The organism is Mesorhizobium sp. B2-4-1 (assembly GCF_006442185.1).
Taxonomy (GTDB): domain Bacteria; phylum Pseudomonadota; class Alphaproteobacteria; order Rhizobiales; family Rhizobiaceae; genus Mesorhizobium.
The window spans coordinates 121,559-147,281 of the sequence record NZ_VFVN01000009.1; the positions used below are offsets into that span (position 1 = coordinate 121,559).

Annotated in this window: 25 protein-coding genes; 8 read left to right on the plus strand and 17 right to left on the minus strand. The window is 64.9% G+C overall.

Annotation, left to right across the window (positions count from 1 at the left end; genetic code table 11):
- Entirely contained in the window at positions 1-477 is a 477-nt protein-coding gene (locus FJ949_RS22370; protein WP_140499230.1) for a (2Fe-2S)-binding protein, read from the minus strand.
- The gene (locus FJ949_RS22375; RefSeq protein WP_140499232.1) at positions 477-1,337 is read right to left on the minus strand and encodes a xanthine dehydrogenase family protein subunit M; all 861 of its coding nucleotides are present in this window, start codon (positions 1,335-1,337) and stop codon (positions 477-479) included. Before FJ949_RS22375 ends, FJ949_RS22370 begins: the two co-directional genes overlap by 1 nt.
- Before the next feature lie 248 nt (positions 1,338-1,585).
- Here FJ949_RS22375 and FJ949_RS22380 point away from each other — a divergent pair, with 248 nt between their 5' ends.
- Positions 1,586-2,029 (plus strand): SRPBCC family protein, encoded by a 444-nt coding sequence (locus FJ949_RS22380; RefSeq protein WP_140499234.1) that lies wholly within the window; start codon positions 1,586-1,588, stop codon positions 2,027-2,029.
- A gap of 98 nt (positions 2,030-2,127) precedes the next feature.
- Entirely contained in the window at positions 2,128-3,276 is a 1,149-nt protein-coding gene (locus tag FJ949_RS22385) for an amidohydrolase (protein ID WP_140499236.1), read from the plus strand.
- 65 nt (positions 3,277-3,341) lie between these two features.
- Here the strand turns inward: FJ949_RS22385 and FJ949_RS22390 are convergent, their stop codons facing one another.
- Positions 3,342-3,542, minus strand: a complete 201-nt coding sequence (locus tag FJ949_RS22390) for a hypothetical protein (RefSeq protein WP_140499238.1) — start codon at positions 3,540-3,542, stop codon at positions 3,342-3,344.
- Between the two features lie 375 nt (positions 3,543-3,917).
- Here FJ949_RS22390 and FJ949_RS22395 point away from each other — a divergent pair, with 375 nt between their 5' ends.
- A complete protein-coding gene (locus tag FJ949_RS22395; protein ID WP_140499240.1) occupies positions 3,918-5,945 on the plus strand; it encodes an amidase in 2,028 nt (675 codons plus the stop codon).
- Positions 5,946-6,012: 67 nt separating this feature from the next.
- Positions 6,013-6,432 (plus strand): VOC family protein, encoded by a 420-nt coding sequence (locus tag FJ949_RS22400; protein WP_140499242.1) that lies wholly within the window; start codon positions 6,013-6,015, stop codon positions 6,430-6,432.
- 23 nt (positions 6,433-6,455) lie between these two features.
- On the opposite strand, the gene FJ949_RS22405 is transcribed toward FJ949_RS22400, so the two are convergent.
- Both FJ949_RS22405 and FJ949_RS22410 read right to left on the minus strand, forming a co-directional pair.
- Positions 6,456-7,103 carry a ThuA domain-containing protein gene (locus tag FJ949_RS22405; protein ID WP_140499244.1) on the minus strand — a complete coding sequence of 216 codons (648 nt, stop codon included), beginning with the start codon at positions 7,101-7,103 and terminating at the stop codon, positions 6,456-6,458.
- A gap of 52 nt (positions 7,104-7,155) precedes the next feature.
- The gene (locus FJ949_RS22410; protein ID WP_140499246.1) at positions 7,156-8,178 is read right to left on the minus strand and encodes an LLM class flavin-dependent oxidoreductase; all 1,023 of its coding nucleotides are present in this window, start codon (positions 8,176-8,178) and stop codon (positions 7,156-7,158) included.
- Between the two features lie 122 nt (positions 8,179-8,300).
- Between FJ949_RS22410 and FJ949_RS22415 the strand changes: the two genes are divergently transcribed.
- The 4 genes from FJ949_RS22415 to FJ949_RS30785 all read left to right on the plus strand — a co-directional run bounded on the left by FJ949_RS22415 (position 8,301) and on the right by FJ949_RS30785 (position 10,772).
- Positions 8,301-9,398: a CaiB/BaiF CoA-transferase family protein gene (locus FJ949_RS22415; protein WP_140499248.1), complete on the plus strand. Its 1,098-nt coding sequence runs from the start codon at positions 8,301-8,303 to the stop codon at positions 9,396-9,398.
- A gap of 149 nt (positions 9,399-9,547) precedes the next feature.
- Complete coding sequence (locus tag FJ949_RS30780; protein ID WP_224646816.1) at positions 9,548-10,120, plus strand: FAD-dependent oxidoreductase; 573 nt, start codon at positions 9,548-9,550, stop codon at positions 10,118-10,120.
- Complete coding sequence (locus FJ949_RS31010; protein ID WP_263496555.1) at positions 10,117-10,251, plus strand: hypothetical protein; 135 nt, start codon at positions 10,117-10,119, stop codon at positions 10,249-10,251. Before FJ949_RS30780 ends, FJ949_RS31010 begins: the two co-directional genes overlap by 4 nt.
- A gap of 5 nt (positions 10,252-10,256) precedes the next feature.
- Positions 10,257-10,772 carry an FAD-dependent oxidoreductase gene (locus tag FJ949_RS30785; protein ID WP_224646817.1) on the plus strand — a complete coding sequence of 172 codons (516 nt, stop codon included), beginning with the start codon at positions 10,257-10,259 and terminating at the stop codon, positions 10,770-10,772.
- A 25-nt stretch (positions 10,773-10,797) separates the two neighbouring features.
- Here FJ949_RS30785 and FJ949_RS22425 read toward each other — a convergent pair whose 3' ends face one another.
- The 12 genes from FJ949_RS22425 to ehuC form a co-directional block, all read right to left on the minus strand.
- Positions 10,798-11,073, minus strand: coding sequence for a hypothetical protein (locus FJ949_RS22425; protein ID WP_140499249.1), 276 nt, complete (start codon positions 11,071-11,073; stop codon positions 10,798-10,800).
- 165 nt (positions 11,074-11,238) lie between these two features.
- Positions 11,239-12,735, minus strand: a complete 1,497-nt coding sequence (locus FJ949_RS22430) for an aldehyde dehydrogenase family protein (protein WP_140499251.1) — start codon at positions 12,733-12,735, stop codon at positions 11,239-11,241.
- A gap of 126 nt (positions 12,736-12,861) precedes the next feature.
- Positions 12,862-14,124, minus strand: coding sequence for a D-tagatose-bisphosphate aldolase, class II, non-catalytic subunit (locus FJ949_RS22435; protein WP_140499253.1), 1,263 nt, complete (start codon positions 14,122-14,124; stop codon positions 12,862-12,864).
- Complete coding sequence (locus FJ949_RS22440) at positions 14,121-15,116, minus strand: sugar kinase (RefSeq protein WP_140499255.1); 996 nt, start codon at positions 15,114-15,116, stop codon at positions 14,121-14,123. The genes FJ949_RS22435 and FJ949_RS22440 overlap by 4 nt, the downstream gene beginning before the upstream one ends.
- A gap of 72 nt (positions 15,117-15,188) precedes the next feature.
- A complete protein-coding gene (locus FJ949_RS22445) occupies positions 15,189-18,998 on the minus strand; it encodes a hydantoinase B/oxoprolinase family protein (protein WP_140499257.1) in 3,810 nt (1,269 codons plus the stop codon).
- Between the two features lie 263 nt (positions 18,999-19,261).
- On the minus strand, positions 19,262-20,263 hold the full coding sequence (doeB, locus tag FJ949_RS22450; RefSeq protein ID WP_140499259.1) for a N(2)-acetyl-L-2,4-diaminobutanoate deacetylase DoeB: 1,002 nt from the start codon (positions 20,261-20,263) through the stop codon (positions 19,262-19,264).
- A 5-nt stretch (positions 20,264-20,268) separates the two neighbouring features.
- On the minus strand, positions 20,269-21,447 hold the full coding sequence (gene doeA / locus FJ949_RS22455; RefSeq protein ID WP_140499261.1) for an ectoine hydrolase DoeA: 1,179 nt from the start codon (positions 21,445-21,447) through the stop codon (positions 20,269-20,271).
- Positions 21,448-21,585: 138 nt separating this feature from the next.
- Complete coding sequence (gene eutC / locus FJ949_RS22460; protein ID WP_140499263.1) at positions 21,586-22,578, minus strand: ectoine utilization protein EutC; 993 nt, start codon at positions 22,576-22,578, stop codon at positions 21,586-21,588.
- Positions 22,578-23,564 (minus strand): hydroxyectoine utilization dehydratase EutB, encoded by a 987-nt coding sequence (eutB, locus tag FJ949_RS22465; protein WP_140499265.1) that lies wholly within the window; start codon positions 23,562-23,564, stop codon positions 22,578-22,580. Before eutB ends, eutC begins: the two co-directional genes overlap by 1 nt.
- 28 nt (positions 23,565-23,592) lie before the next feature.
- Complete coding sequence (eutA, locus tag FJ949_RS22470; RefSeq protein ID WP_140499267.1) at positions 23,593-24,369, minus strand: ectoine utilization protein EutA; 777 nt, start codon at positions 24,367-24,369, stop codon at positions 23,593-23,595.
- 5 nt (positions 24,370-24,374) lie between these two features.
- Complete coding sequence (ehuD, locus tag FJ949_RS22475; protein WP_140499269.1) at positions 24,375-25,034, minus strand: ectoine/hydroxyectoine ABC transporter permease subunit EhuD; 660 nt, start codon at positions 25,032-25,034, stop codon at positions 24,375-24,377.
- Positions 25,035-25,050: 16 nt separating this feature from the next.
- Positions 25,051-25,710, minus strand: a complete 660-nt coding sequence (gene ehuC / locus FJ949_RS22480) for an ectoine/hydroxyectoine ABC transporter permease subunit EhuC (RefSeq protein ID WP_140499272.1) — start codon at positions 25,708-25,710, stop codon at positions 25,051-25,053.
- Positions 25,711-25,723: the final 13 nt, after the last annotated feature.

Consider the following 25,723-nt stretch of genomic DNA (forward strand, 5'->3'; position numbering starts at 1 on the left):
TCAGGCTCCCTTCATCACGCTTGCGGCGTCCTGGACGGCGCGCACGATCTTGTCATAGCCGGTGCAGCGGCAGAGATTCCCGGCGAGGCCGAAGCGGATCTCCTCCTCGGTCGGGTCGGGGTTCTTGGCCAAAAGATCCTTCGCCGCGATCAGGAAGCCCGGCGTGCAGACGCCGCATTGCAGCGCGGCGTGCTCGAGGAATTTCTGCTGCAGCGGATGCAACCGCTCGCCATGCGCCATGCCCTCGACGGTCTCGACGCGGCGCCCTTGCGCCTCCGCGCCCAGCACCAGGCACGAGCACACCAGCCGGTCGTCGAGGATGACGCTGCAGGCGCCGCAGTCGCCGGTGCCGCAGCCTTCCTTGGCGCCGGTCAGCCCGAGCCGGTCGCGCAGCACGTCGAGCAGCGTCTCGTCGGGCTGGCAGAGATATTCGACGCTGTCGCCGTTGATCGTGGTTGAAACTGCTACACCGGCCATCACTTGCCTCCTGCACGCTTGTAGGCTGACGTGGCGGCCCGCCTGGCCAGCACGCCCGCGACTTTCCGTCTGAACTCGATCGTGCCCCGCTTGTCGTCGATGGGCCGGCAGGCCCCGGAGCAGACCTTGGCGAGCCGCTCGAGCGCGGCTTCGTCCAGCGTCCTGCCGATGAGGGCCTCGGCGGCCTCCTGCACCAGAAGCACCGTGGGCGCGGCGGCGCCCAGCGCCACGCGGGCCGCCTTGACGACACCTTGCTCGTCGAGCGTCAGGTTCACGCCGGCGCTGACCACCGCGATATCCATCTCGGTGCGGGGAATGAACCTGAGATACGCGTCGCCCGAGCGCGGCGCTTGGCTGTCGAGCAGGATCGCCTCGATGATCTCGCCCTTGGCGAGCGACGTCTTGCCCGGTCCGGTCGGCACCGCCTCCACCGCAATGGTGCGCCTGCCCGCGGGCCCGACGATCACCGCCCTGGCGCCGGCGGCCACCAGCGCCGGCACGCTGTCGGCCGCCGGCGAGGCGTTGCACAGATTGCCAACGATGGTGCAGCGTCCCTGCACCTGCTTCGAGCCGATCAGCTTGGCCGCCTCGACGACGCCGGGCCAGGCCTTCTTCAGGGCCGCGTTCTCTCCCAGCACCGCGCAGGGCACCGCCGCACCGATGCTGAAGCCGTCGGCCGTTTCCCTGATTTCGCTCAAGGCCGCGATCGCCTTGATGTCGACGATCAGTTCGGGTTCGATGAAGCCGCCCTTCATCCTCACCAGCAGGTCGCTGCCTCCGGCGAGAATGGCCGCCGTTCCGGCCGATCCGGCCAAGTGGCCAACGGCATCTTCGATTGAAAGTGGACGTATGTAGCGCATCGTCTCCCCTTGGTCACAGCGATCTCAGCGACCGTTATAAACAGTCTCCTCATAATGGCTATCCGGTTCGTCATTTTCGACGATTGGGCCAGCCGCCGCAAAATCGAGTCCCAACCCAGGCTGAACTGGCGTAAGCCAATCGCGCAGGCCACGGCCGAGGCTCTGAAAAAATTCCGGGAGCCGGTGTCGGACTGGCCGGGCCCCGCTCGTCCTTGGGGCATCGAACAGGCATTATGAAAGGATATGATATGCCCGGCACCGTACGTTTGCACCGTGTTCTCACCACCAGCCCGGAAAAAGTCTATCGCGCCTTCGTCGAGGCCGACGCGCTGGCGAAGTGGCTGCCGCCGAACGGCTTCACCTGCACGGTTCATCACTTCGAGGGCAAGGTGGGCGGCACGTTCAAGATGTCGTTCCGCAACTTCACCACCGGCGACAGCCATGCCTTCGGCGGCGAGTATCTCGAACTCGTTCCCGGTGAGCGCCTGCGCTACACCGACAGGTTCGACGATCCCAATCTGCCGGGCGAGATCCAGGTGACCGTAACCCTGAAAAAAGTATCTGTCGGCACCGAGATCGACATCACCCAGGCCGGCATTCCCGACGTCATCCCGGTCGAGGCCTGCTATCTCGGCTGGCAGGAGTCGCTGCGGAACCTGGCAAAGCTCGTCGAGCCCGAGATAAATCAATAGGCCAGACGGTGGCGGTTTCAGCCATTTGCCGCTAGCTATCCTTCCGACGCGCCCGGTCGATCGGGCGCGTCGTGAGCGATACAGCGGAGGCCAAAATCATGACTCTCACCAACCGGGACATCGTCGAGCTGACCGAATGGCGGCGCAAGTTGCACCAGCAGCCGGAAATCTCGAACGAGGAGGAAAAGACGGCAAAAGCCGTCGTCGACTTCCTCGCCGATACCAATCCCGACAAGGTGCTGACCGGATTGGGCGGGCATGGTGTCGCGGCCGTCTACGACAGCGGCAAAAACGGACCAACCGTCCTGTTTCGTTCGGAACTCGACGCGCTGCCGATCGAAGAACTGTCCGGCGTGCCGCATGCCTCGCGCGTGCCGGGCAAGTCGCATATGTGCGGCCATGACGGACACACCGCGATCCTGGCGGCGCTCGGACGCCAGCTCGGGCGCGAGCGGCCCGCCAGCGGTCGCGTCGTGCTGATGTTCCAGCCGGCGGAAGAAACCGGCAATGGTGCCGCCGGCGTCGTCGCCGATCCCCGCTTCGGCGAGATCGCGCCCGATTTCGCCTTTTCGCTGCACAATCTGCCCGGCGTGCCGTTCGGCGAGGTGCGGCTCAAGCCCGGCGTGGTCAACTGCGCCTCGCGCGGCATGCGCATCGTGCTGGAGGGCAAGACCGCGCATTCCTCCATGCCCGAGACCGGAATTTCGCCGATGCCGGCGATCAGCGCGTTGATGCCTGCCCTGCCCGCGCTCGGGCGCGGAACTTTCGCCGACGACGATTTCGGCATGGTCACCGTGACCCACGCCGAGATGGGCGAGGCCGTGTTCGGCATCGCGCCCGCCCATGCCGAGGTATGGGCGACGCTGCGCACCAGGCGCGACGAGCGCATGGCGGATCTGTGCGCCGCCGCGGAAGCGCTGGTCACGAAAATCGCGGGCCAGCATCGCCTGTCCGCAAGCTGGGACTACCACGAGATCTTCGTCGCCAGCGTCAACGCGCCGGACGCGGTGGAGCATCTGCAACGCGCCCTCGACGAAGAGGGCGTCGCGCACACGCAAGAAGCCCTGCCGATGCGCGCCTCGGAGGATTTCGGCTTGTTCGGCCACAGCGCGACGTCGGCCATGTTCTTCCTCGGCGCCGGCGAGCGCCACCCTGCCCTGCACAATCCCGACTATGATTTCCCCGACGATTTGATCCCGATCGGGTCGAAGATCTTCATGCGCACGGCGCGCAACTTGCTGGGGTGAAATAGGCCGGATGGCCGATCGGGGCGAGCCGGCACGCCACGCGCGGGCTGTGGTGGCATGGCTCGCTAAACGTCGAGAACGACCGTCATTCCACGGACCTCGGCCATCTCGAGCAGCAGGTCCTGCAGGCTGTCCTCGGTCACCGTCTCGCCGGTTCGCTCCAGCAATTCGTCAATGCTTTCCTTCATTGAAAGGGCGGCAACCCCGGTTTTTTCGGAGAGCAGCCGCCCAATGGCAGCGCGGATCAGGGCATTCTGGTCAGGCATGATCCCCCTTTCATGCTGGGGCGGCGGCATGAGTTTTCTTCAATGCATGCTTCTGCCGCAACTTCTGCGAGCTTCAGCTTAAGCTTGCAAGTCGCCTTGAGGGACGGATATTCACTATTTGGCGAAGAGTTGCCCAAGGACTACACCAGAGGCGCAACTCCTCGTTGCCGGATCCGGACCTCGCCATTCCAGAGGGCACCTGACGCGCCGTCTCTATTAGAGGTTGCATCGGTCAGCCGCTTTTTGCCAACCAGGATATCCAACCGCGGCACCGCGCCTGACCCGCGCCAGGACCACCGTCAATCGCGATTGGCCCTTGCCGAAGCCGGCGGCCTCGCTCATCCATGCCTGGAAACGATCGCCAGGGGCCAGAAGATGACCGATGCCAGCTTTCACATCGTCGAAGCGACGATCGAACAGTTGCGGCGCGCACTCGACGATGGCACGGTGAGCAGCGTCGAACTTGTCGGTGCTTATCTCAGGCGCATCGCGCATTTCGACCGGCGCGGCATCAGCCTCAATGCGGTGCCGGTTCTCAATCCTGATATGTTCGAGGAAGCCGCGGCTTCGGATCGGCGCCGCAGCCAGGACAAGACGCTCGGCCCGCTCGATGGCATTCCCTACACCGCCAAGGACAGTTACCAGGTGTCCGGCTTGACTGTTGCCGCCGGCTCGCCGGCCTTCGAGCATCTCATCGCCAACGAGGACGCCTTCACCGTCGCCCGGCTGCGCGCCGGCGGCGCGGTGCTAATCGGCCTCACCAACATGCCGCCCATGGCCAATGGCGGCATGCAGCGCGGAGTCTATGGCCGCGCCGAAAGCCCCTACAATGCCGATTACCTGACCGCCGCCTTCGCGTCCGGCTCCTCGAATGGCTCGGGCACCGCGACAGCGGCGAGCTTCTGCGCTTTCGGGCTTGGCGAAGAAACCTGGTCGTCCGGCCGTGCGCCGGCCACCAACAACGCGCTGGTAGCCTACACGCCGTCGCGCGGTGTCATTTCGGTGCGCGGCAACTGGCCCCTGGTGCCGACCATGGATGTCGTCGTGCCGCACACGCGCAGCGTGCCCGACATGCTCGAATTGCTGGATGTGATCGTCGCCGACGATCCCGAGACGCGAGGCGATTTCTGGCGCGCGCAGCCCTGGATCGCGCTGCCGAAGAGTTCCGAAATCCGACCGCCGCGCTATACCGATCTGGTGCTAGCGGGGTCGCTGCAAGGCATGCGGCTTGGCGTGCCCAAAATGTATATCGGCCGCGACAGCGGCGCCGACCGGCCGATCGAAACCCGCGCCTCCGTGCTTGATCTCTGGGAGCAAGCGGCGGCGGACCTGAGACGGCTTGGAGCCGAGGTGATGGAGGTCGATTTTCCTGTCGTCTCCAACTACGAGCGCGATCGCCCCGGCGCGCGCACCATGGTCGACCGCGCTCTGGTGCCGCCGGACTTCGCCGATCGCGAGATCTGGGACCTCTGCATCTCAGCCTGGGATGATTTTTTGCGCGCGAACGATGATCTGAACATTCCCGATCTCGTTTCGGTCGACGGCCCGAAAATCTTTCCGCAGCCACCGGGCACGCTGCCCGACCGTTATGAAGGCGGTTTCGACTTGGCACAGTATGTCGAGCGCGCGAAATCAGGCGTCACGCCGTTCCGGGCCATTCCGACGATGGAGGACGGGCTGAAAGGGCTGGAAGCGACGCGGCGGCTCGATTTCGAGGACTGGCTGGACGCGAACAGGCTTGATGCCGTCGTGCTGCCTGCCGTCGCCGATGTCGGGCCCGCCGATGCCGACATCACTGAGGCCTCCGCGGCGCTTGCCTGGCGCAACGGCACCTGGGTCGCCAACGGCAATCTGGTGTGGCGGCATTTCGGCATCCCGACCGTTACCGTGCCGATGGGCACCATGGCCGACATCGGCATGCCGGTCGGCCTGACCTTCGCCGGCAAGGCCTATGACGATGAAAGGCTGTTGCGCATGGCCGGCGACTTCGAACGCTCCACGCAGCGCCGCACCCAGCCGCCGCGCACGCCGGAACTGGCAGACGATGTGTTTTCGCGCCGGGCCAATCAAGCCGGCAATGGCAAGGCGCCTACGCTCGCGATCAAGCTTGCGGCCGAGACGCGCGACAGCGGCGATCAGGACGAGATCGTCATCACGCTCGACCTCCCCGTCGACGCAACCGAGACGGAGCACGCCAGCATCAAGGTGCACGTCAACGGAGATGCCGTCGCGATGCGCCGAGCCGGCGCGCGTCTGACCGGCCGGGCGTTTGTCCCGGCCGCGGAGCATCAACGGATCCACAGCGTCTGGCGCGGCCCCTACGGCTCGATCGTCACGGCGGTGATGCGGCTGCGGGATGGACGCAGCGCGGGCGCCTATGTGGTCACCGGCGGGATTGAATGACGATGAGCCCACGCGGGCCAATTTCGCGCCGGGCTATGTGAACCTGCGAAATTATGAGGAGCCAGCCATGATCAAGGTCAAACAACTCGCCCATGTCTGCATCTTCGCCAATGATCTGGACGAGACACGGCGCTTCTACGAGGATGTCCTGGGCATTGATATCCAGTTCAATTTCCTGCGCGACGGAAAGATTTTCGGTTTCTACCTTAATTGCGGCGGCCGCAGCCATATCGAGGTTTTTCACAAAGAGGGTGCGCGGTTCAGCGAGACGAACCAGATCAACCATTTCTGCCTGGAGGTGGAGGATATCGACGCCGCGATCACGCATATCGCGTCCAGGGGCGTGGAGGTCACCGCGAAAAAACTCGCCTGCGACGACACCTATCAGGCTTGGCTGCGCGACCCCGACGGCGTGAAGATCGAACTGTTCGAATACACCGGCAAGAGCGCGCAATTCACAGGCGGCGATCGCGTCGCCGATTGGTAGGCTGTCGCGGTTTCAGTGGGCAGCTACCCCCGCGCGGCCCAGAGCAAACCACGCTCGACGATGACAGCCATTTCCGGCATCGCGAACTCATCCGCCGTGTGTCCGAGCGAACTGTAGAAGACCTTGCCTGCGCCATATCTTCGCTTCCAGACAACCGGCATGTCGACGCCGCCGATGCCCGGGAAATGCTCGTCGGTGAAGGTGGTCGTCGCCAGCACCTCGTTGCTCGGGTCGACATGCATGTAGTACTGCTCCGACCGGTAGGCGAAGTCGCTAATGCCTCTCGTGATCGGATCGTCCGGTTTGGTGATGACCACGCGATAGTCGATGATGTCGCCGGGATGCGCGACCCATTGGCCGCCGGTCATGAACTGATAGTCCGGCTCGTTGCGGAAACTGTCGCCCATCGTGCCGTGGAAACCGCCGAGTCCCGTTCCCTGTCGAACCGCGCGCGTCAGATTCTGCAGCTCGGACTTTTCGATCTTCGACATGGTGATGACGGGCACGATGAGATCGAATGAGTTCAGCTCCGGATCGGCAAACATCCCCGTGCCCTCGCCGAGCGTGACCGTGTATCCATTGCGCTCCAGCATGTCGCGCACCACAGTGGCGCTGCGCTGGGGCGTATGGCCTTCCCACCCACCCCAGGCAATCAAGGCCTTCTTTGCCATGCAGTGAACCTCCTGAACTGTCCGCAGCAGCGATGGTTACACGGCTCGGCTGTCAGCGCCAACCCAGCGCCGGCGCGACATGGGTCAGGATCGCCTCGATGGCATGGGCGTTGTAGTCGACGCCGAGTTGGTTGGGCACGGTGAGCAGCAGCGTGTCGGCCTCGACGATCGCCTCGTCCTCGGCCAACTCCTTGATCAGCACGTCCGGCTCGGCGGCATAGCTGCGCCCGAAGATCGCCCGCGTGTTTTCCTCGATGAAGCCGATCTGGTCGCGGCCCTCATTGCCGCGCCCGAAATAGGCGCGGTCCCGGTCGTCGACCAGCGCGAAAATGCTGCGGCTGACCGAGACGCGCGGTTCGCGTTCATGGCCGGCCGCCTTCCAGGCCTCGCGATAGATCCGGATCTGCTCGGCCTGCTGGATATGGAAGGGCTTGCCGCTTTCGTCGAATTTGAGGGTCGAGCTCTGCAAATTCATGCCCAGCTTCGCCGCCCACTCCGAAGTGGCGTTGGTGGCGGCACCCCACCAGATGCGCTCGCGCAGGCCTTCAGAATGCGGCTCCAGGCGCAGCAAGCCGGGCGGGTTGGGAAACATCGGCCGCGGATTGGGCTGGGCGAAGCCCTCGCCGCGCAGCGTGTCGAGGAAGACCTCGGCGTGATGCCGCGCCATGTCGGCGTCGCTTTTGCCTTCCTGCGGCGCGTAGCCGAAATAGCGCCAGCCATCGATGACCTGTTCGGGCGAGCCCCGGCTGATGCCGAGCTGCAGGCGCCCGCCTGCGATGATGTCGGCGGCACCCGCGTCCTCCGCCATGTAGAGCGGATTCTCGTAGCGCATGTCGATGACCGCCGTGCCGATCTCGATGTGGCTGGTCTTGGCGCCGACCGCCGCCAGCAGCGGAAATGGCGAGGCGAGCTGTCGGGCAAAATGGTGGACGCGGAAATACGCGCCGTCAGCGCCGAGTTGCTCGGCCGCGACGGCGAGATCAATGGATTGCAACAGCGCGTCCGACGCCGAGCGCACCTGCGATTGCGACGAGGGCGTCCAGTGCCCGAATGACAGGAAACCGATTTTTTTCATGGCCCTGACGTATATACCGGCGACACGTGCTTCAATGCCAAAAGAGCAGGGTTACACACCGTCGCCCCTGCGTGACACCAAAAGTGTGCCTTACCGAAAGTTTGAATGCCGTGGAGGGTGGGATGCTCAGGGGAATCCGCATTGTCGAGATCGAGGCGTTGGGGCCGGCGCCCTTTGCCGGCATGCTGCTCGCCGATCTCGGCGCCGACGTGATCGTCGTCCACCGCAAGCATGCATCCGTGCCGGGCCTTCCCGAGCGCTCGCTGCTCGATCGCGGCAAGCGCTCTATCGCGCTCGACCTCAGGGATGCCGGGGACGTTGCCGTGCTGATGCGCCTGATCGCCACCGCCGACGGCCTGATCGAGGGCTTCCGGCCGGGCGTGATGGAGCGTCTCGGGCTTGGTCCAGATGTGTGTCTGGCCGCCAACCCTCGCCTGGCCTATGGCCGCATGACCGGCTGGGGGCAGGAAGGCCCGCTCGCCCGCACCGCCGGCCACGACATGAACTATACCGGCGTGTCGGGCGCACTCTGGTATGCTTCCCTGCCGGGCGAGCCGCCAATGGCGCCGCCGACGCTCGTCGGCGACATAGGCGGCGGCGCGCTCTATCTGGTGACCGGCATGCTGGCCGCCATCATGAACGCCCGCGCCGGTGGTGAAGGCACGGTCGTCGACGCGGCGATCGTCGACGGCTCGGCCCATATGATGAACCTGTTGATGTCGCTCGCACCATCCGGCGGGCTTGCCGCCGAGCGTGGCCGGAGCCTTCTGGACGGACCGCATTGGTGCCGCGTCTACCGCACGTCTGATGGCGGCTTCATCAGCGTCCAGTGCGTCGAGCCGAAATTCTATGCGCTGTTCCTCGACAGGCTTGGTCTGGGCGGCGATCCGCAGTTCGCCGCTCAGTTCGACCGCGGCCTCTGGCCTGAGCTCGGCAGCCGGCTGGAAGCGATCTTTGCCGAAAAATCCCGAGACGAGTGGATGAAATTGTTCGAAGGAACGGATGCCTGCGTCGGGCCTGTGCTCAGCCCGCATGAGGCGGCGCTGCATCCGCACATGGCCGCACGCGGCTCCTGGTTGGTCGAGAATGGCGCGCTCCAAGCTGCCTCCGCCCCCCGTTTTTCCAAACGGACGGCAAAGGCACCGGCGAAAAGTCCGGCACGCGACGAACATGGTGCGGAGATTCGTGCCGAACTTGCGGATCCAGCCGCAAGTCGTTGAATAGGCTACCCGCCTTTGCTGAGGAAATCGCCGACTGGCCTGCGCCCGGCTCGGACCGAAGACGATATCGTGGCGGCACTTGCGGCAGTCGTGGGCGGCATACTTGAAAAGCATCTCGTATACGAGTATACGGGAGGAGGCTGCGCTCCATGTCCTTCAACTCGACTCGCGTCCAGACACCAATGGATGCCGTGGTCATCGGCGGCGGCATCGCCGGCTGCACGCTCGCCTATGAACTGGCCCGCCACGGTCTCAAGACGACGATCCTCGAGCAGAGCATGATCGCCGCCGAGTCCTCAGGACGAAACACCGGCACCTTGCTCACCGGCCCGCAGAAAGAGGTCGTCGAACTGCTGGACGCCAGCGTCGCGATCTATGCCGAGCTTGCCGACGGACCCGTTCCCTTCGAATTCGCCTCCATCGCACATCTGCTGATTTCCGAAGACGAGGCGAGTTTCGAGGCGGCTGCCGCCGTGGCCGACCGCTACAGGGAAGTCGGCGTGGCAATGGAAAAGATCACGGGCAAGGAACTGGCGCGCGACCACCCGCGTGTCGGCTTCAACGTGGCAGGCGCCTATTCCGTCGGCCGTGCATGGACGCTGGAACCCATGGGCGCGACACATGCCTTCGCCCACGCCGCCCGTGAGGCCGGCGCGACGATCCGTACTGGCCTGCGCGTCGCCCAGATCTCTCCAGGGGCGGCAAGGTCCAGGGTATCTTGACCGACCAGGGCATCGTTCCCGCCGATCTCATCTTCATCGCCAACGGTCTATGGATGTCGGATCTTCTGCGCCGCACCGTCGGCGACGGACCGCTGCCCGGCCTGCCTTCACCGCCGGCCGCGGCTGGTTGATCCAGTTGGGAAAACTCGACTTCGAGCTGCCCTGGATCGTCGAGGAATTGACCTGGCCGGATCAGGAAGAGCTCGGCCGGCGCATGAGGCTCGACGGCCTTGCCGATGTCGCCGCGCAGCGCGACGACCAGCCGGCGGTGGAAGCCATCTGCCTCAACCCGATGGGCGGCGGCGATGCCAGGCTTGGCGCCTCCGTCCAGCCGGCCTTCCGCGATCTCGTCCGCAACACCGACATGGCGAGCCGCATCGCCAGCCGCACGCTGCGCATGCTGCCGGGCCTCGGCGCGCCGCAGGTCAGGAACGTCTATCCCGGCAACCGCCCGATGCTGTCCGATGGCTTGCCGGTCGCTGGCAGGACGGCCGTCGAGGGCCTGTTCGTGCATGGCGGCATGGGTTCCATCGGCATGCATGCCGCCCCCGCCACCGCGCGCTGGCTGGTTGACGCCGTGTTTTCCGGCAATGGCAGCCCAGCCCAGACATGGCTGCGGCCGGACCGCTTTCCCGGATGGGAAGCGTCATGAGCCTGCTTGCGGAGCGGTCGGCCCGCTATTTTCCGCAATGGTGATCGTTGATCTTGTTCAGCGCATTCGCATCCGGCCCCACCCGGTGGTAGGAACAGGCGCCGGCGGCCGTCGTGACAAGCTGCCGGTCATAGTAGCGCGGGCCGCTGAACAGTATGTCGATAATATCGCCGTCAGCGGGAACATAGCGTTCGGGTTCGCCCTGGTGGTGGCGGTGCCTGGCCCCGGCGGACGCCGAAGAGACGATGCCGCAGCCCATCACAAGGGCGAGAGCGCAGATCGCGAAGCGTTTCGTCGTCATCGACAACACCTTCCTGGCCAACCGGATTTCATCTTATATCCAAAAATCGCCGGATAAAGAAAAGTTCCTGAGAACGGGCGCCGGTTGATTTGCAGCCGGCGTGCATGAGCGGCAGCGTGAGAACCGGCGGCGCAGGCCGGCTCGCCTGACAAACCGACAAAAGCCTTAGTCGGTCTGGATCCACACCGACTTGGTCTCCAGATATTCGTGCAGATGTTCGATGCCGCCCTCGCGGCCATACCCGGACATTTTCATGCCGCCGAACGGCACGGCGGGGTCGATGGCGTGGTACATGTTGACCCAGACGGAACCCGCCTTGACCCGGCGGGCAAGCTTGTGCGCCGTGCCGAGATGGGTGGTGAAGATGCCGGCGGCCAGCCCATAGGGCGTCGCATTGGCGCGGGCGACGGCTTCGTCAAGCGTATCGAAGGGCATTGCCGAGATAACGGGCCCGAAGATCTCTTCGCGCGCTATGGTCATCGTGTCGGACACCGCGCCGAAGACGGTTGGGGCGATGAAATTGCCGCCGTCATAGAGGCCGCCGGTCAGCCGCGATCCGCCGGCGACCAGTTCCGCGCCCTCCTCGCTGCCCGCCTTGATGTAACCCTCAACCTTGCCGGCCTGCCGCGCATTGATGAGCGGCCCCATTTCGGTTTCGGCTTCGATGCCGTGGCCGATGCGCAGCCTGCCGGCGAAGTCAGCGAGCCGGCGCACGAACTCGTCATGGATTTCGCGTGCCACGAACAGTCGCGAACCGGCGATGCAGACCTGGCCCGAATGCACGAAGACGGCCATCGCCGCGATCGGAACGGCCTTGTCGATATCGGCGTCGCGGCACACGATGAGCGGCGACTTGCCGCCGAGTTCTAATGAAACGCGCTTTAGATTGGCAACACCCGCCCGGGCGATCGCCTGGCCGGTGAGCGTCGAGCCGGTGAAGACGATCTTGTTGACGTCGGGATGTTCGGCAAGCCGCGCGCCGGCTTCGGCCCCGGTTCCGGTGACGATGTTGACAACGCCGTCGGGAACGCCCGCTTCCTGCATCAGCCGCGCGATCAAAAGCGGCGTCAGCGATGCATCCTCGGAAGGTTTCAGCACGATCGTGCAGCCAGTAGCCAGCGCCGGCGCGATCTTCCAGATCGACGCGGCGGTCGGCGCGTTCCAGGGAATGATGGCGCCGACCACGCCCACCGGTTCGCGCCTTGTGAAGGTGACGATCTCGCCCGGGATCGAATTGTCGATTGATTCGCCATGCAGCACGGTCGCCATCCCGGCATAGAAGCGCAGCATGCCGATGACGCGGCGCCGGTTGGCGAGCGTGCGCGTGATCGGCAGGCCCATGTCGAGCGTGTCGGAGACGCAGAGCTCCTCCCAGTTCTTCTCGAAGAGATCGGCAATCCTGAGCAGTACGCACTGCCGCTCGTAAGGAGAAAATCCCGACCACGGGCCTTCGAAAGCGGTGCGCGCAGCCGCCACCGCCGCGTCGATGTCGGCGACGCCTCCGCGAGGTACCGTCGCCAACACCTGCCCTGTCGCCGGGTTCAGCGCCTGCATCTCCTGTCCGGACTGCGCCGCGACCCACTTGCCGCCGATGAACATCGGCCGGAATTCGCCATGGTAGAGCGTCGCGGCCTTCGCCCTCGGGTCGAAGTTCAGCGTCATCTTCTCCTCCTCGCCATTCCGCCGCGACTATTACTCCGGCGCCGGCACACCTCAAGCAGGAAGCCGACAAGTCGTCGGAACGATCGGACGCAGACCCCGTTTGCACGCTCCCGGATATCGTCCGCCTCAACCGCTGGAGGCGAAGCGGTAGCCCTCCAGCGCCTGCTGAACCGCGGCCACCAACACCGCCTCCGGATCGAGCGGCTGCCTGGCAAAGCGGTCGAGCGCGGGCAGATGCTGATGGAACAGCGTCACCGGCACGGCCTTGCCGGACAAAGCGGCCATCAATCGCTGGACAGCTTCCATCGCCTCCTGATGGTTCCAGTAGTAACGTATGCGGTCCGACAGCGAATAGTGCCGCTGCACGCGCTGTTGCGCCGCAGAGCCGTGGTAGTGGCTGTGCCAGTCCTTGGCATCGGCCGTCATCAGCGTTTCCATGGTCTGATAAAGCGGGCGCGCGCCGTAGTCGGGCAACAGATCGGAGGCGATCAGGTCCAGCCCGTAGAGCGCTTCGCGCAGGACGAAGGTCAGCTGCGGCCCCACCTTGAGGATGGCAAAGCCGTCCTCGACCAGTTCGCGCAGGGCCGCTTGCGTCTGATAGTCGGTGGAATGGGCCTCGTAGACCAGGCCCGCTTCCTGTTCGAGCAATTCGCGCAGATGCAGCGCCTTGGCGCGATCGTAGAAGACCACGTTCTCGTTGCCGAACTCCACGCCCGGCTGCACCACCACGGCGATGACCCGCGAGAAGGCGTCTGCGAGGCCGTTCTCGTGGAATATCTGCCGATGCACCGCCAGTGTGTGCTGGACCGCGGACAGGCTTGTGGGGCTGATTTCGCCGATGAGATGATCCGCTCCGCCCGGCGGCGGAACCTCGGTGCCGATCACGTAGAGTGGCCGGTCGGTCCCGCTGGCGGCGTCCTCGGCCTTGCGCGCCAGGCGGGCGGCGCGCCTGGCAATCGTAGCGTCATCCAGCGCCGCCGGCTCGCCCGCACATCCCATGGAGGCATCGAGATGGATCTTGCGGAAACCGGCCCGGACATAGGCGGACACCATGTCCTCGGCCTTCGCCATCGCCGCGCCGGCATCTTCCTTTCGCCATGGATTGGGACCGAGATGATCCCCGCCGAAGATGACCCGCTCGGGGGCAAGGCCTTCGGAGCCTGCAATAGCGGTCACCGCCGCGACGAAGTCAGCGGGCTGCATGCCGGTATAGCCGCCGAACTGGTTGACCTGGTTGCAGGTCGCCTCGATCAGCAGCGGCCGCGAGAACAGCGCGGCGTCGCGCACTGCGGCCCGGATCACGACCGGATGGGACGAGCAGACGGAGGTGATGCCTTCCGCCGCGCCCCGCCGCCGGGAATTTGCAAGTTTCAGCAATGGATCGGTCACGGGCGTCGCCTCGGCGTGTTGGCAATGAACAGATCGAGTTCGGCGCGCGTACCGGCTCCTTCCATCGGGCCTTGCCGCGTGACGTTGCGCGCGCCTGCCGCATTCGCGTAATCGAGCGCGGTCACGGCAGGCATGCCGAGCCTGCGGCAGGCGATGTAGGCACCGCCAAAACAGTCGCCCGCGCCGGTCGGATCGATCTCCTCGACCAGGAAGCCGGGCGACTCGACGCGGCTGCCGTCGGCGCCGAACAGGGACGCGCCCAACGCGCCGCGCTTGACGACGACCTCGCCGGCGCCGCGGGCAAACAGCGAGGCGAGCGCGTCGGCTTCATTGTCGTTGCCCGAAGCGGTGTGGAGTTCCTCACCCGACGGCAGGATCAGATCCGCAATGTCGAGAAGCCGCGCGAAGCGCTCGCGCGTCTGGCCATGGCCGAGCAGTTCCTTGCGAAGATTGGGATCGAGCGAGATGCTTCCGCCACGCGCCTTGACCACATCGATGGCATGGTCGAGCACCTGCCAAATGGCGGGAATGCTGAGTGCGGTGCCCATGACGTGCAGGTGGCCTGAACGCGCCAGCAGCGCCCTGGCCTCAGGGGTCAAGCCGACCAGCGCCGCGGCCGATTTGCCGATATTGTAGACGAAGTCGCGCGAACCGTCCTCGCGGTAGCGCACGAAGGCGCTGCCCGTCGGATAGTCGGGGCTGACGGCGATGGCCGTGACATCCGCACCGTCCCGGCGCAGGCGCTCGACATTGATCCTGCCGAAATCATCGTCGCCGACACAGGCGATGATGCCGGCCCGCCCGCCAAGCCTGGCGCATTGGTCGATGAAGATCGCCGGCGCCCCGCTCGGATAAGGTCCGGTCAGCTCGATGGGCTCGAGAAAGCCATTGCCACGGCTTGTGGCCATGATCTCCACCAGGATCTCGCCGACGGTGACGGTCGGCCCGAGTCCATCGGGCGCCAGTGTCTTCAATGGGGATTTGCTTGGCATGGCGAAGGCCCGGTGTGAAAGGCAAGGGAAATCCGGATTCCAAAAAATGGATAGAGCGGTTCCGCGATTCTATCAAACGTTGGACGGCCCTGGCTCCGGCCTTCCAAACGCTCCGGGCGTCGGCGTCGTCACGATGACGGCGTCGCCGGCCTGAAGCACCGTCTGGTCGCAGGCTTTCAGCACCTCGACCTTGCCGTCCTTGCGGCGCACCTTGGTCGAGCCGGCCTCGCCATCGCCACCGCCGTCAAGCCCTTGCGGCGGCCGGTTGCGATGCGAGGACAGGATGGCGCATTCCATCTTCTCCAGGAAACGGATGGTGCGCTTCGTGCCGTCGCCGGCATTCCACCTGCCCTTGCCGCCGGAGCCTTCGCGGATGTGGAAATCCTCCAGCATCACCGGAAACCGCAGCTCCAGTATTTCCGGATCGGTAAGGCGCGAATTGGTCATATGGGTGTGAACGCCCGACGTGCCGGCAAAGCCGCGGCCGGAATTCATCTCGCCGGCGGGCGAACCGGAACAGATCGTCTCGTAATACTGGTACTTGCTGTTGCCGAAGGTCAGATTGTTCATGGTGCCTTGCGCATTGGCCATGGCGCCCATGGCGCCGAACAGCGCGTTGGTGACGTGCTGCGAGGTCTCGACGTTGCCCGCGACGACGGCGGCGGGATAGGCGGGTTTCAGCATCGAGCCGTCCGGGATGATGATGTTGATCGGCCTCAGGCAACCGGCATTCATCGGGATCATGTCCTCGACCATGACGCGGAAGGCATAGAGCACCGCGGCCCGGGCGACAGGCTCTGGCGCGTTGAAATTGTTCTTCATCACCGGCGACGTGCCGGTGAAATTGACCGTCGCCTCGCGCTTTTGCCGGTCGACCGATATCTTCACCTTGATCACCTGGCCGGTGTCGGTGGGATATTCATAGGCCGATGTATCCGGCAGCCGCTCGATCACGCGCCGCACGCTCTCGGCCGCATTGTCCTGCACATGGCCCATATAGGCCTCCACGACATCGAGCCCGAAATGCGCCACCATCTTGCGCAGCTCCGCCACGCCCTTTTCGTTGGCAGCGAGTTGCGCCTTGAGATCGGCGATATTCTGGTGCGGATTGCGGGCCGGATAGCGGTGATCGGTGAGCAGCGTCTGCAGCTCGGTCTCGCGGAATTTTCCGCGATCGACGATCCGGAAATTGTCGAACAGCACGCCTTCCTCGTCGACCGTGGTGGCAAGTGGCGTCATCGAGCCCGGCGCGGTGCCGCCGATGTCTGCGTGGTGGCCGCGCGAGGCCACCCAGAAGAGGATCTTGGGCGATTGGCCAATCTCCCCTCTTGTCGGGGAAATCGGCTGCTCTTCCTCGAAAACCGGCGTCACCACCGTGATATCGGGCAGATGCGTGCCGCCATTATAGGGAGCATTGAGCGCAAAGACGTCGCCGGGATGAATGTCGCCGGAGTTCAGCCGGATGATGGTCTCGACCGAGCGGTCCATCGAGCCCAGATGCACCGGCATATGCGGCGCGTTGGCGACCAGCGCGCCGTTCCGGTCGAAAACGGCGCAGGAGAAATCCAGCCTTTCCTTGATGTTGACGGAATAGGCGGTGTTCTGCAGCGTCACGCCCATCTGCTCGGCTATCGACATGAACAAATTGTTGAACACTTCCAGCATCACCGGATCGGCCTCGGTGCCAAGTGCCGCCTGCCGGCGTTTCTTGCTGGTGCGCCGCATCAGCACATGATTCCTGGCCGTGATCTCGGCCTGCCAGCCCGGCTCGACGACGATAGTCTGGTTGGGCTCGATGATCAGTGCGGGGCCAGCGACCCGATCGGACGGCCGCAACGCCTCGCGCCGACAGACGTCGGCTTGGTGCCATTTTCCTTCCGTATAGATCCGTCGGACCTCCTCGGCCCTGGCTTTTGATGGCTGCCCCGCCTGCGCATAGGCTTCGGTATTCTGCTCGCCGCCCGCCTCCGTCCCCTCGACGCTCACAGCTTCGACGATCATCGGCTTGTCCTCATAGACGAAACCGAATTGCGCCTTGTGGGCAGCCTCGAAATCGGCCCTCGCCCGCAACATCGAGCCATGGTCGAAATGCACCGGAAGTGCGGTGTCGGTGCCGTCATAACGGATCTGCAGCGCCGGTCTGGCGATCACCGCGTCCTCGGCGATGCCTTGTGCGGCGAGTTCCGCGACAACGGCGGTTTGCAAGGCCGCGATCAGGCCTTCGATTGCCCGTCTGGATTCTTCCGCCAGCGGTGCAAGCAAGGCCTGCTGGCGTGAGGCAAAGACCGAAGACAGGCCGATGCCGTAGGCCGACAGCAGGCCGGAAAACGGATGGATCAGCACCGCCTCCATGCCGAGTGCGTCGGCGACCAGGCAGGCGTGCTGGCCGCCTGCGCCGCCAAAACAGTTCAGGAGATATTCGGTGACATCGTAGCCGCGCTGCACCGAGATCTTTTTGATGGCGTTCGCCATGTTTTCGACCGCGATGGTGACGAAACCTTCGGCGACCGCTTCGGCCGAGCGGCCGTCGCCGATTTCGGCGGCGAGCGCGGTGAATTTCTGGCGAACGGTGCCCACATCGAGCGGCTCGTTCTGGCCGGGGCCGAAGATGGTCGGGAAAAAATCCGGCTGCAGCTTGCCGAGCATGACGTTGGCGTCGGTGACGGCGAGCGGGCCGCCGCGCCTGTAGGCGGCGGGGCCTGGATTGGCGCCGGCGGAGTCCGGGCCGGTGCGAAAGCGGCCTGCTTCGTAGTGCAGGACCGAGCCGCCGCCGGCCGCCACGGTGTGGATGCGCATCATCGGCGCGCGCACGCGCACGCCTGCGACCTCGGTATCGAAGGCGCGCTCATATTCGCCGTCATAATGGGCGACATCGGTGGAGGTGCCCCCCATGTCGAAACCGATCACCTTTTCGAAGCCGGCGATCTTTGCCGTCTCGACCATGCCGACGACCCCGCCGGCCGGGCCAGACAGCAGCGCATCCTTGCCCTGGAACAGGTCCGCGGCGGTCAGCCCGCCAGAAGACATCATGAACATCAGGCGGGGATTTTCCCTTCCCCTCGAGGGGAGGGTGGCGGCGAAGCCGCCGGGTCGGGTCGGATCGACGGGGTTCGACGTCTTGGTGGTGCCTTCTGCGGCGATCCCCTCTGCCGGCTTCGCTGACATCTCCCCCTCGAGGGGGGAGAGAACGCCGAGTTCCTGGCCTACCCTTTGCACATATCTCGACAGGATCGGAGACAGATAGGCGTCGACCACGGTGGTGTCCCCGCGGCCGACCAGCTTGATCAGCGGCGACACCTCGTGGCTGACCGAAACCTGGCCGAAACCGAGCTTGCGGCAGACCTTTGCGACTGCCTTTTCGTGATCGGGATATTTCCAGGCGTGCATGAAGACAATGGCGACCGCGTCGATGCCGTCCGCCTTTGCCTGTTCGATCGCCGGGCGACAGGCAGCGATGTCGAGCAGCCGTTCGACACAGCCGTCGGCAAGCACGCGCTCGTTGACCTCGATGACGCGCTCGTAGAGCTGTTCGGGGAGGATGATCTCCTTGGCGAAGATGTCGGGCCGCGCCTGATAGGCGATCCTCAGCGCATCGCGAAATCCCTTGGTGATGAGCAAAAGCACGCGGTCGCCCTTGCGCTCCAGCAGCGCATTGGTGGCGACCGTTGTGCCCATCTTTACGTCGCCTATCAGCCCGGCGGGCATAGGCTCGCCGGGGCGCAGGCCGAGAAGGTCGCGAATGCCCTGGATGGCCGCGTCGGCATAGGCCTCGGGATTTTCGGACAGAAGCTTGCGCGAATGCAGGCCGCCCTCGGGATCACGGCCGATGACATCGGTGAACGTGCCGCCGCGGTCGATCCAGAAATCCCATTTTTGTTGCATTCCGACACCCTCTTTATCGCGAGTATGGCAGCAAAGTCATACTCTTTGATACCCGAGTTCGCGCCGGAACAAGTCGTCGCGCCGGCGCCTCTTCGATGACGGTGGCTTTGGATGTCTGAGGCGATGGCAAGGCACGTGCCGCCGCGACGCGCCGGCCGGAGCCGTGAGCGCGGCCGGGCTGGCTCGCCGGCCGCTATCTGGATCCAGGGTGGAAGAATGCGAGATAGGTCCAAGCCTGCCCGCCGTGCAGGCCGACCCTTCCGTTAGTCGACCAATGCGGCAACCACCGAGACGCAGTCCCCGGCCTTGACCAGGCCGGGGAAATGCCGCGCCGCCAACATGCCCGACATTTTTGCCCGGATCTCCTGGGGGGCGATGCCGGTTCGGCCGGTGGAATGGATGCGCGCCAGCACCGCGCCCTTCTCGACAGGCTCGCCGAGATCGACCATCGTCTCGACCATGCCGTCTTCCTCCGCGAAGGCAAAGCAATCGCCGGACGGCATGTCGAGCCATTGGGTTGGCGTCTTTTCGACCGCACCGGCAACGATGCCGGCATGCCTCAGCACGTTGAGCATGCCGCGCCGGGCGATCCGCACCGTCTCGGCTCTCGACGTACCTCCACCGCCGAGCTCGGTGGTGACGAACACCTTGCCCATGTCCTCGGCGGCGGTATCGTACATGCCGACGGCATCGATCTCGATCATGCGCATCGAGAACGGCGCCGCGAAGGCTTCGACCGCCGCGAAGGCCCTCTGCTCCAGGGCCTTGTTCGGCAGCGTATGGGCGGCGCAGAACGGCACGAAGTCCAGCGTCTTGCCGCCGGAATGGAAGTCGAACACGATATCCGCGCGGGGAAGCAGCTCCCGCTGGAAATAATCGGCGATCTTTTCCGTCACCGTACCGTCTGGCCGGCCTGGAAAGCTGCGGTTCATGTTGCCCTTGTCGATCGGCGAGGTGCGTGTGCCGGCGCGGAAGGCCGGATAGTTCATCGCCGGCACGATGATGACCGTGCCGCTGACCTGGGCGGGATCGAGCGTGCGCGCCAGATCATAGAGCGCCAGCGGCCCTTCATATTCGTCGCCATGATTGCCGCCGGTCAGAAGGGCCGTCGGCCCCTTGCCGTTGCGCAGGACGCAGATCGGGATCATCACCGAGCCCCACGCCGAATCGTCGCGGCTGTAGGGCAGGCGCAGGAAACCGTGCTGTGCGCCGTCGCGATCGAAATCGACCGAGGGCGAGACCGGCGACGGACGAAGGTCGGACATCGGTTTCAATTCTTCACCACCAGCTTGCGCGGCACATTGGCCAGGCACTCGACGCCCGTCTCAGTGATCAGGATGGATTCGGTGATTTCCAGCCCCATCGTCTCCAGCCACAGGCCGGTCATAAAATGGAAGGTCATGCCGGGCTTCAGCTCGGTGCGGTCCCCGGGGCGCAGGCTCATCGTGCGTTCGCCCCAGTCCGGCGGATAGGAAAGGCCGATCGGGTAGCCGGTGCGGTTGTCCTTGACGATGCCATATTTCTTCAACACCGCGAAGAAGGCGTTGGCGATGTCTTCGCACGTGTTGCCGGGCTTGGCTGCCGCGAGCCCCGCGTCCATGCCTTCGAGCGTCGCCTTCTCCGCATCTAGGAATTCCTGTGTCGGCTTGCCGAGGAACACTGTTCGCGACAACGGGCAATGGTACCTGTTGTAGCACCCGGCGATTTCGAAGAACGTGCCCTCGCCCGACTTCATCGGCTTGTCGTCCCAGGTCAGGTGCGGCGCCGAGGCGTCGGCGCCCGACGGCAGCAGCGGCACGATCGCTGGATAGTCGCCGCCGATGCCGTCGACGCCACGCGTGCCGGCATCATAGATCTCGGCGACGAGATCGCATTTGCGCATGCCGACCTCTATCTTGTCGACGATGCGCTGGTGCATCGCCTCGACGATGCGGGCGGCCTTGCGCATATAGTCGATCTCGGTCGGGCTCTTCACAGCGCGCTGCCAGTTGACCAGCGCGGTGGCGTCGACGAAACGGGCATTGGGCAGGTGCTTCTGCAAAGAGGCGAAGGCGGCGGCCGAGAACCAGTAATTGTCCATCTCGACGCCGACGGTCAGCTTGCCCCAGCCGCGATCGGCAAGCACGCTCGACAGGAAATCCATCGGATGGCGCTCGGTCGACTGCACATAGTGATCGGCATAGCCGACGATGTTGTCATGCGCGAGATAGGCGGTGCGCTTGGCGCCGTTGGCGTCCTGACCGCGGCCATACCAGACCGGCTCGCCCGACGGCGGCACGATGACGGCCTGATGCACGTAGAAGGACCAGCCGTCATAGCCGGTGAGCCAGGCCATGTTGGAGGGGTCGCTGACAATAAGCAGATCGACGCCTTTCGCCGCCATGGCTTTCCGCGTTTTGGCGAGGCGATCCGCATACTCGCTTCGCGAGAATTTCAAATTCGGTTGCATTTTGTTGGTCCTCGTTTGTTGGGCCCTGGAACCCGCTTCAACTTCCGTTGAATCTGGCTCCAGGTAATTTTTTGTTTGAGCATGATCTCCTCGGAAAACCGGTTCCCACTTTTCCGGATCATGCTCTTGCGGCCAGCATCAACTTTCAAAAATGGTTCCGGCTTTCGCGACCCGGGCCCGGTCACGGGCTAGCGTGGCGATCGCGGTGTCCTGCACGCCGGTGCCGGTCAGGTCGGCGATGGTGATGTCGTCCGCCGCACGCCGGCCATGCCGTTCGCCGGCGATGATCTGACCGAGTTCGGCCACCTCCGTGTCCGCCGCCATCACGCCGGCGGAGATGGCATGGTGCAATTCACCGAGCCGGCGCGTCTGCCTTGCACTGTCGGCGACATAGAGATCGGCCATGCGCAGGATTGCCGGTGCGATCTCGTTCTTGTGCTCGGCGTCCGAGCCCATGGCGGTGATGTGCTGGCCGGCCGAGACGAAGCCGGCCTTGATCAATGGTTCTGTCGAGGGCGTGGTGGTGACGATGATGTCGGCGCCGGCGGCCGCCTTGGCCGCATCCGGTTCTGCGCGCACCACGATGCCCAGTTTTTCGCTCAAGGCGCCGGCCGCGGCTTGCGCCTTGGCCGCGTCGCGCGCCCAGATGCGAGCTTCTTCGATCGGCCGCACCAGGCGCAGCGCCTCGAGCTGCAATCCGGCCTGCACGCCGGCGCCGAAGATCGCGGCAATGGATGAATCCGGCCGCGACAGATGTTTTGCGGCGACCGCCCCGGCGGCTGCGGTGCGGACGTCGGTGAGATAGCCATTGTCGAGCAGCAACGCCTCGACCAAACCGGTTTTTGCCGACAGCAGCACCATCATGCCGTTGACGCTGGGCAGGCCGAGCTTGGGATTGTCGAAGAAGCCGGGGCTGATCTTGATGGCGAAGCCGTCGATGCCAGGCACATAGGCGGTCTTCACGTCGACCTCGCCGCGATGCTCGGGGATGTCGAGCCGCAGGATGGGCGGCATCGCCACCGGCAGGGTAGCGAGCGCCCGGAAGGCGTTTTCGACGCAGGCGACGGCGTCGAGATCGAGAGCTACGATCTCGCGTAGTTGTTTCTCGGTAAGGATGGTCATCCGGCTCATCAGGCGCGCTCCGCAACTACTTCGCCGCAAACGATCTTTCTGTGCAGGCTCATATCGATATTGCGACCGGAAAGCAGAACGACCACCGGTCCGTTTGGCTTCACCTTGCCGGCAAGCAGCGCAGCGATACCGACCGCGCCGGCGCCCTCGACGATCTCGCGCTCCTGTTCATAGGCATGGCGGATGCCGGCGGCGATCTCGTCTTCGGAAAGCAGCACGACGTCGTCGAGCAGGTCTCGGCACATGGAAAAGGTCAGCCGGTTGTCGAGGCCAATGCCGCCGCCGAGCGAATCCGCCAGCGTCGGCAGTTCCTCCAGCTGCACCGGGCGCCCCGCCTCGAGGCTGGCTTTCATCGCCGCGCCGCGCGCCATCGAGATGCCGACGACCTTTGTGCTCGGCCTGACGCCCTTGACCGCTGCGGCAATCCCGGAGGCCAACCCGCCGCCGGAGAGCTGCACCAGCACCAGAGCGGCGTCAGGAATCTGCTCCATGATCTCCAGCCCGAGCGTGCCCTGCCCGGCGATGATGTCGGGATGGTCGAAGGGTGGCAGCATCACCAGACCCTCTTGCGCCACCAGCCGCTCGACCTCCTGCTGCGCGTCGTCCTGGCTGTCGCCGACAATGCGGATTTCCGCGCCGAGGCGGCGGATGGCATCGAGCTTGTTCCGAGGCACCAGCCGCGACATGCAGATCACCGCGCGCATGCCTTCGAGCCTGGCGGCATGGGCGAGTGCGCGGCCGTGATTGCCGGTCGAGGCCGCGACAACACCGCGTGCCCGCTGCTCGGCATTGAGCGAAGCAATGGCGTTCGAGGCGCCACGCAGCTTAAAGCTGCCCGTGGTCTGGCGGTGCTCCAGCTTGAGGTGAACGGGAAGGCCGAGCCGCTCCGACAGGCTCTCGGACGGCACGACCGGTGTCGGCTCGACCTTGCTGGTGATGCGTTGGCGCGCGGCGCGGATGTCTGAAAGGGCGACGGCGTGCGTCATGGGTCGCTCGTGCATGCAGGACATGACCTTACTGTCCAAGCGGCAAGGTCGTCAGCCGCCCGAACTCCGGACGCGGCACATCATCGCCACACAGTCGCAGGCAATTCCACGCGCTCGCCTGGTTGCTGGTGACGACCGGGCGGCCGATAGCCTGTTCCATCGCGGCAACCGCCAGCGCCGAGCGCAGCGCCGTGCAGGACACGAACAACGCCTCGGCCTGCGGGTCAGTCGCCTCGCGCGCCAGATCCACGAGGGCTGCCGGCGCAATGCGCGCCATCTCGCGGTCATCCTCGAAGCCGAGACAGGTGAAGCCGGCGATCTCGAAGCCGCGTTCGGCGAAATAGGCCGCCATCGGCCGGCTCGTCTCGACGGTGTAGGGGGTGAGAATACTGATCCTCTTCGCGCCCAGAGCCCTCAGTCCGCGCACGCCCGCCATCGGCGGCGTGACCACGGGCACGCCAGGCTTGGCCGCCTGGACCGCCGCCTCGATCTCGGCATCGCCGATCACCACGGAGGCCGACGTGCAGGAGTAGCAGATGGCATCGAGCGGTTCGTCCGGCAGGATCAGCGCCGCGCCAGCCGTCAGTTCGGGCTGCATCTTGCGCAGATTCTGAGGCGTGGTCGGATTCTTATAGGGGATGCGGGCGACATAGATGCCGATCCTCTCACTCGCCACCATGCGACGGAAGTCCGGCTCGCTGGTGTGGTCGGTGGCCAGGATGATCAGGCCGACGCGCTTTTCCAACGGGCGCACCTCGAGTGCGGGCCTTGTCGGCATCAGCCTGATTTCGGGAAGCGGCTTCATGGGAACTACCTTTCGATCTTGCCGTAGCGATGTTCCAGCCAGCGCAGCAGCATAACCGAGAAAAGGCTGATGATCAGGAAGAAGGCGCCGACCAGCGTCATCGGCTCGACATAGCGGTAATAGGTGTTGGCGACGCTCTTGGCCTGGTTCATCAGCTCCAGCACGGTGATCGCCGACAGCAGCGGCGTCTCCTTGAACATGGCGATGAAATAATTGGCCAGCGCCGGGATCATCGGCGGGATTGCCTGCGGTATGACGATGTGGGTCCAGGTCTGCCGAGCGCTGAGATTGCAGGCTTTGGCCGCCTCCCACTGGCCGCGCGGCACGTTCTCGATGCCGGCGCGATAGACCTCCGCCGTATAAGTGCCGTAGTGCAGCCCAAGCCCGATGACGCCGGCCACCAGCGGCGGCAGCAGGATGCCGAAATCGGGCAGCACGTAGAAGATGAAGTAGAGCTGCACCAGCAGCGGCGTGCCGCGGATGAATTCGGCCGCCCAGCCGACCGTGCGCGACATCATCTTGTTCGGCGAGCGGCGGGCCAGTGCGATGCCCAGCCCGACGGTTGCCGCCAGCACCGAGCCGAGCACCGTCGCCAGGATGGTGATCTTCACCCCCTCGATCAGCGTCGGCAGGGTCTGCCGGACGAAATCCCAGTCCCAATCCATTACAGGGCCCAATCCATCAGACGCGCACTCCGTCGAGGCCGCGCGCCATGCGCCGCTCCAGCGACCGCACGCCCCAGGAGATGACGAGCGCGAGCGCGAAATAGATCACCAGGATGGTGGTGAACGGCATCAGCGTGCTGCCGGTCTGCGAGCGCACCACCTGCGCCTGGAAGGTGAGATCGGCGAGCGAAATCAGCGAGACGACGGATGTCGCCTTGAGCAGTTCGATGGCGTTGTTGCCGAAGGTCGGCAGCATCACCAGAAGCGCCTGCGGCAGGATGACATGGCGCATGCCTTGCCAGCGGCCGAGATTGAGAGCCGTGCAGGCCTCGTATTGCTCGGCGCCGACCGACTGGATGGCGCCGCGCACCACTTCCGCCGCATAGGCACCGACATTGAGGCCCAGCGCCAGCACGCCGGCTTGCAGCGGAGTGAGTTCGACGCCCGCCAGGGGCAACACGAAATAGGCCCAGAACAGCTGTACGAAAATCGATGTGCCGCGGAAGAATTCGATATAGGCGGTGGCGAGCGCCCGCAACGCGAAGAAGCGCGACAGCCGCCCCATGCCGGCCAGGAAGGCCATCACGAGGGCCAGCACCGACCCCATCAGCGTCAGCTCGATGGTGACAAGCGCTCCCTGCAATATCAGGCCGAGATAGCCGGACCACTGGGTCATGTATCAGAGGCTT